At 61.2% G+C, this 7295-nt stretch carries 4 protein-coding genes; 2 read left to right on the top strand and 2 right to left on the bottom strand.

What is annotated here, in order from left to right; all coding sequences use genetic code 11:
* Window positions 1–277 precede the first annotated feature (277 nt).
* A complete protein-coding gene (locus tag BN2475_RS21860; RefSeq protein WP_094781591.1) occupies window positions 278–1474 on the bottom strand; it encodes a M20 aminoacylase family protein in 1197 nt (398 codons plus the stop codon).
* Between the two features lie 185 nt (window positions 1475–1659).
* On the opposite strand from BN2475_RS21860, the gene BN2475_RS21855 reads away from it, so the two are divergent.
* Both BN2475_RS21855 and BN2475_RS21850 read left to right on the top strand, forming a co-directional pair.
* Window positions 1660–3738 (top strand): molybdopterin-containing oxidoreductase family protein, encoded by a 2079-nt coding sequence (locus BN2475_RS21855; protein ID WP_094781571.1) that lies wholly within the window; start codon window positions 1660–1662, stop codon window positions 3736–3738.
* Between the two features lie 147 nt (window positions 3739–3885).
* Window positions 3886–5559, top strand: a complete 1674-nt coding sequence (locus BN2475_RS21850; RefSeq protein WP_094781570.1) for a long-chain fatty acid--CoA ligase — start codon at window positions 3886–3888, stop codon at window positions 5557–5559.
* Between the two features lie 235 nt (window positions 5560–5794).
* Here the strand turns inward: BN2475_RS21850 and BN2475_RS21845 are convergent, their stop codons facing one another.
* Entirely contained in the window at window positions 5795–6991 is a 1197-nt protein-coding gene (locus BN2475_RS21845; protein WP_094781569.1) for a porin, read from the bottom strand.
* Window positions 6992–7295 lie beyond the last annotated feature (304 nt).

Raw genomic sequence — 7295 nt, 5'->3', positions numbered from 1 at the left:
CCCCACCGGACCGCCGGTGGGGTTTCTGCGTTTACGCGCGCCGGGCGCGCGGTGCGAAGCGGTACCGGCAGGACCCTGCAGCCGGCGCCTCACGGAACGACAGCGGGAAACGGAAACGCAGCCGGAAAAACACCGCGCACGCCGGCCACAATGCGCGAACCCTCACGAATCGCGCACCATCAGTCGGCTAACACAAAAGCATTGCCGCCCCACGACCAGCGCGTCGCAAACGACAACCTACCGCGCGCCGCCTCTTGTCCCAGCAACGAAACCACTCCTACTTCTCTTGTGCAAGAAAGCGTTGCGCAAGCCGGACCCAATACGTCGACCCGATAGGCAGCAATTCGTCGTTAAAGTCGTAGCTTGCGTTATGCAGCATACAAGGTCCCGCGCCGTGACCCGCGTCCCGATGGCCGCCATCGCCATTGCCCAAGAACGCATAACAACCCGGCTTCGCTAACAGCATGAAGGAGAAGTCCTCGGCGCCCATCGTCGGTTCGACTGCCTCGTTGACGTTTTCGGCTCCCACAATCTCCTTCATGACCGCCGCCGCAAATCGCGCCTCCTCGCCACTGTTGATCGTCGGGGGATAGTTGCGGTGGAATTGGATCGCGACGGAGCAGTCGTAGGCTTCGGCGGTACTTTCCGCGATTTTGCGCATCCGTGCTTCGATCAGATCGAGCGTTTCGTTGGTAAACGTTCGCACCGTCCCCGCAATCCACGCATCGTCCGGAACGACGTTGACCGCATCGCCCGCGTGAATCTGGGTGATCGACAAGACCGCGGTATCGAGCGGTTTCTTGTTTCGCGTGATGATGCTCTGCAGCCCGGTTGCAATCTGCACGGCCGTGAAGACCGGGTCGCGGCCGTTGTGAGGTAGTGCGGCGTGCGAGCCCACACCCTTGATTTCAATGCGAAATTCGTTGCTCGACGCCATGATCGGACCTTCGGTCACGCCGAAGTGGCCGGCCGGCATACCCGGCCAGTTATGGATGCCGAACACCGCATCTACCGGGAACTTGACGAACAGACCGTCGTCGATCATTGCCTGTGCACCGGCGCCGCCTTCCTCGGCCGGCTGAAAAATGAACACGACGGTGCCGTCGAATTGGCCGTGTTTGGCCAGGTGTCGCGCTGCGCCTAGCAGCATCGCCGTATGTCCGTCATGGCCGCACGCGTGCATTTTGCCGTCGTTCTTCGACCGATGCTCGAAGCTGTTCAGCTCCTGAATCGGCAGTGCGTCCATGTCGGCCCGCAGGCCAATTGCACGCGAACTGTTACCGCGCTTCAGTATGCCGACGACGCCTGTCTTGCCGAGTCCACGATGAGTTTCAATGCCCCAGGACTCGAGAGTCTTTGCCACGAGATCGGCGGTTATTGTTTCTTCATAACGCAACTCGGGGTGGGCGTGAATCGTTCGTCGAAGGGTCTGGATTTCGCCGTGAGCGGCCAGGATTTCGGGAATCAGTTTCATGATGTAGTGGTGAAGCTGTTGTGCTTTGACTTGCGTGGGATCGCTCAAGGCCAGTTCGGCCCGGGCACGGTGATAACTGATTCTACGCCGAAGGCATTATTGCCGGCACCACCCCGGCCAACCGTCGGTGGCCGTAATAAAATCTCGCATTGCCCTTGCTCACTGTTTCCCTGGACGGATTGCCGATGAATGCCCCGACCGAGTTCGTCCGCGCCGTGTGCCCACACGATTGCCCCGATACCTGCGCGATGCGCGTGACCATCGAGCATGGCCGCGCGATCAAGGTCGTCGGCGATCCCGACCATCCTCCGACACAGGGCGCGCTGTGTACCAAGGTCAGTCGCTATGCGGAGCGTGTGTACCATCCGCATCGCCTGACCACCCCGATGAAGCGCATCGGCCGCAAAGGCGAGGGCCGCTTCGAGCCGATCACCTGGGACGAAGCGCTCGAACTCGCGGCAACTCGTCTGTCGGAGATTGCCCGCCGCGCGCCGGAATCGATCCTGCCATACAGCTACGCGGGCACGATGGGTCTGGTCCAGGGCGACAGCATCGCACAAAGGTTCTTTCACAAGCTCGGCGCATCGCAGCTGGATCGCACGATCTGCGCGGCTGCCGGTGCGGCTGGCCTGAAGTACACGTACGGCGCGGGCATCGGCATGCATACCGAGTTTTTCGCCGAGAGTGAGCTGATCCTGATCTGGGGAGCAAATCCGATCGCGTCGAACCTGCATTTCTGGACCCGCGCCCAGGAAGCCAAACGACGCGGCGCGCGTCTGATCGCGATAGACCCGTATCGCTCGCTGACGGCGGAAAAATGCCACCAGCACATTGCACTGAAGCCCGGCACCGACGGCGCTCTGGCACTCGGCATGATGCACGTGCTGATCACAGAGAACTTGCTCGATCATGCGTACATCGAGGCTTATACGCTCGGCTTTGCCGAACTGAAGGCTCGTGCGCTCAGTTATCCGCCATCGCGTGTTAGCGAAATTTGCGGTATCGAACAGCAGGTGATCGTCGATCTTGCGCGACTTTACGGCAGTACCAGGAAGGCCGCGATCCGCATGAATTACGGTCTGCAAAGGGTGCGCGGCGGCGGCAACGCGGTTCGCGCGATCGCTTGCCTGCCGTCGCTGACTGGCGCGTGGCGCGAGCGGTCGGGCGGTGCGCTCTTGTCGTCGAGCGGGTGGGCTCCGGTCGATTCGCATGCGCTGCAGCGTCCAGATCTGATGCCGGGTTGGCCGGCCAAGGCGAGCCGCGTCGTCAATATGAACGCGATCGGCGATGCGTTGCTCCATCCGGGCGACGCCGCGTTCGGTCCCAGGATCGAAGCCATTGTCGTTTACAACTCGAATCCCGTTGCCGTTGCCCCGGATTCGGAGCGAGTCGCGGCGGGCTTTGCGCGCGAAGATCTTTTCACCATCGTCCTCGAACATTTCCAGACCGACACCGCGGACTATGCCGATCTGCTGCTGCCGGCCACGATGCAACTCGAGCATCTCGATGTGCACAAGTCATACGGACATACGCACGTGATGCTCAATCTGCCCGCGATTGCACCCGTCGGCGATGCGCGTCCGAACACGGAGATCTTCCGCGGCCTCGCGCGCCGGATGGGCCTCGACGAGCCGGCGCTGTTCGAAAGCGACGAGACTATCGCGCAAGCCGCGTTCCGGTGGCAAGACAATACGCTCGACGGCGCGGACTGGGAGGCGCTGAAGAAAATCGGCTGGGCAAGGCTGAACGTGCCCGACGCGCCGTTCGCCGAGGGTGGCTTTCGCACACCTTCCGGCAAATGCGAGTTCTATAGCGAGCGCCTTGCGCAGCAGGGTCTCGATCCGCTGCCGGACTACCTGCCGCCGTACGAGTCCGCCGATGGCGCGCCTGAGCTCGCCGCCCGCTACCCGCTCGCCATGATTTCGCCACCGGCCCGCAATTTCCTGAACAGCACCTTCGTGAACATCGAAAGTCTGCGTGCGACCGAAGGCGAGCCGCACCTCGACATCCATCCGACGGACGCGCACGCGCGACACATTATCGACGGCGAGTTGGTGCGTATTTTCAACGATCGCGGTTCGATGCAGGCGCGGGCTCGCGTCACCGACAAAGCGCGCGAAGGGCTTGTCGTCGGTTTGTCGATCTGGTGGAAGAAGCTCGCGCCGGACGGCCGCAATGCGAACCAGGTGACGAGCCAGGCGCTCACCGATCTGGGCGGATCGGCCACCTTCTATGATTGCCTCGTCGAAGTCGAGCGCGTCTGAAGCACACTAAAAATCCCCGCAGCGCTCGTCCCGTGGCCGGTTCGAGGCTGCAGTCTAACCAGGCCGCTTTTCGCAAATAGCAGCGAGGTGCGCGTGCTACGATGCGTTTTTAGCACGACCATTCGAAAATAAATCAGGAGACGCTGCATGGACAAAATCTGGCTGAAATCATATCCGCCCGGCGTTCCCGCAGAGATCGACCCAACCCGCTATGCGTCGATTACCGCACTGCTCGAAGAAGCATTTCGCGAGCACCGCGCGAAGCCGGCATTCGTCTGCATGGGCAAGGAGCTGAGCTACGGCGAACTCGACGCGCTGTCGCGCAAGCTGGCCGCGTGGTTACAGTCGAAGGGCCTTGTCCGCGGCGCGCGCATCGCAATCATGATGCCGAACGTGCTGCAATATCCGGTGGCGATTGCCGCCATCCTGCGTGCGGGTTATGTCGTCGTGAACGTGAACCCGCTTTACACCCCGCGCGAACTCGAGCATCAACTGAAGGACAGCGGCGCGGAAGCGATCATCCTGCTTGAAAACTTTGCGGTGACGTTGCAGGCGATCGTGCGCAACACCGCGGTCAAGCATGTGGTCGTGGCAGCGATGGGCGATCTGATGGGCGTGAAGGGCGCCCTGGTCAACTTCGTCGTGCGCAAGATGAAGAAGATGGTGCCCGCGTGGAATCTGCCGGGCCATGTCAAATTCAACACCGCGATCGCCGAAGGTGCGCGGCAGAGTCTCAAGCCCGTCCAGCAAGGGCCGAACGACGTCGCGTTTCTCCAGTACACCGGCGGGACGACCGGCGTGGCCAAGGGCGCGACGCTGCTGCACCGGAACCTGATCGCCAACGTATTGCAGTCTGAGGTCTGGCTCAATCCAGTGCGCGCGAACCGCACGGACATCGATCAGTTCATCACCGTCGTTGCGTTGCCGCTTTATCACGTGTTTGCGCTGACCGTGTGCGGACTGCTGACGATCCGCACCGGCGGGCTCGGCGTGCTGATTCCGAATCCGCGCGACATCCCCGGCATGATCAAGGCGCTGCAAGGCTATGCGATCAACACGATCCCCGCCGTCAACACGCTGTATAACGCACTGCTAAACAGTCCGGATTTCCACAAGCTCGACTTCTCGAAGCTGCTCACCGCAAACGGCGGCGGCATGGCGGTGCAGGAGGTCGTTGCGAAGCGCTGGTTCGAGCTGACGCATACGCCGATCGTCGAAGGATATGGGCTGTCGGAAACGTCACCGTCCGTGACGTGCAATCCGGTCACTGTCACCGAATACAGCGGGACGATCGGTGTGCCGCTGCCGTCGACCGAGGTGTCGATTCGCGACGACGACGGCAACGAAGTGCCGCTCGGTCGACCGGGCGAGATCTGCATTCGTGGGCCGCAGGTCATGGCGGGCTACTGGAACCGCCCGGAGGAGACCGCCAAGGTGATGACGGCGGACGGCTTCTTCAAATCGGGCGACGTCGGCGTGATGAACGAAGGCGGCTTCGTCAAGATCGTCGACCGCAAGAAGGACATGATTCTGGTGTCGGGCTTCAACGTCTATCCGAACGAAATAGAGGACGTGGTCGCCAAATTGCCGGGTGTGTTCGAAGTCGCGGCGGTCGGCGTGCCCGACCAGCATTCGGGCGAGGCGGTCAAGCTGTTCGTCGTGAAGAAAGACGAGGCACTGACCGACGCCGACATCTTTGCGTACTGCAAAACGCAATTGACCGGCTATAAGCGGCCTAAAACCGTCGAATTCCGCACGGAGCTGCCGAAGAGCAATGTCGGCAAGATTCTGCGTCGCGAGCTGCGCGACGGACGCGCGTAAGCGCATCACGCGCCGGAGTTCGCACCACCCAGCCAGCGAAAGCGAAGTAACCCGGGTAACGCGCAGCCAGGAATGAGCGAGGGCCGGCAGACGAAAGTCTGCTGGCCTTTTTTGCGACCACCGGCCCAGACTGCGCAAACTGCAGGCTCCAAACCAGCCGAATTGGCGCGCAGCGTGCACCATAAAAAAAGGCGCCCGAAGGCGCCTTTGAGACATACAGCGATTTTACGACTTATTAGAACTTGTGGCGGATACCGACACGAGCTGCGAACTGGTTGTTGGTCGACGAACCCGTCAGGCCGTTGATGCCAGCGTGTGCGTCGACCACCGAGCCCGTCGCGCTCAGCGTTTCGCCCAGAGCGTGCTGGTACACGCCGATTACGTACACGTCGGTGCGCTTGGACAGGAAGTAGTCCACGCCAACCGAGCCTTGGTGATACTGGGCACGCGACGTGTTGGCGATTTCCGCGCCGCGCGTGTAGTCATACGCTGCGCCGACCAGCAATGCCGGGGTCAACTGGTACTTGAAGTTGATTTCGCCGTTGTTGAGCGTAGCCGTTTGGCCCGTGAACGGCGATGCGAACGTCTTGCCCAGGTTGCCGAAGCGGATGTTCGAGTAGGTCAGGCCGATCGTTGCCGCGCCGAACGTGTAGGCACCGCCTGCGCCGACCACCTGATACGTGTTAGCCGATGCGAAGCCAGCATAGACCGGGCTGGTGATTGCAAAGTTTGCGGCGGTAGTAGCGGTCGCCGGCGTGTTCGTTGCAATCGTGCCGCCGTTGTTGAACAGGCCGCCCGATGCTGCCGGGGTGCGTGCGTTCAAGTAACCGACGCCGAGCACGAGGGGACCGTTGTTGTAGCCTGCGCCCAACGACCAGATCTGGTTGCCCGTGAAGTTGCCGGCCTGGCCGCCGAGGCTATACGTGCCGCCGAACGTCAGGCCGTTGTAGTTGGCGCTCGTGTACTTGATCGTGTTGTTGGTACGGAACGAGTTGTTGAAGTTGTCGAGGTCGCCCGGGTGAGCGCCGATGTAGCCGCCCCACTGGTCGCCCGATTCCAGCGGACCGACGTAGTCGACGACGGAGTCGTACTGACGACCCAGCGTGACCGTGCCGAACTGGCTCGACAGGCCGACGTAAGCTTGACGACCGAACATCAGGCCGCCTTGGCCGAGCTTGCCGTTGGTCACGTCAAAGCCGTTTTCCAACACGAACAGCGCCTTCAGACCGCCGCCCAGATCTTCCGTGCCGCGCAGGCCGAAACGCGAGCCTTGCAGAACGCCGCTGGACATGTCGTACTTGTGGAAGCCGCCGGCGTTGGTGTTCATGTTGATACCAACGTCAACGATACCGTACAGGGTCACACTGCTCTGAGCATGTGCGACGCCTGCAAATGCGCCCAGTGCTGCGAGAGCGAGAAGCGACTTTTTCATCGAATGATCTCCAAGGATTACGAATCTTTTGTACAAGGCGGATATTTATGTAGGGTTGGGAGCCTTGCGTGTCCAACTTCGCGAGAAGTTGCCACGTAATGTAACAAAAGGCATACATGGGACAAAGAAAAAGGAGCCGGGTCGGAACGCTCCTGTTTCGTTTACGCAACATGGTCTAATATCATCAATTGGCCGCCGAATTCATGCGGGTTGAAGGCTGGCGCGCACCGGCTTTGGACTCGCAAAGCGTTGTCGCGCGGACCTTCCGGCTCGGTGAGCCGGTTGTTGAATCAGGGAGTGCTGA

This window comes from Paraburkholderia ribeironis, assembly GCF_900019265.1.
GTDB lineage: Bacteria > Pseudomonadota > Gammaproteobacteria > Burkholderiales > Burkholderiaceae > Paraburkholderia > Paraburkholderia ribeironis.
Note: the sequence above shows the minus strand (reverse complement) of the source record. Positions and strands in the feature narration are given on the sequence as shown.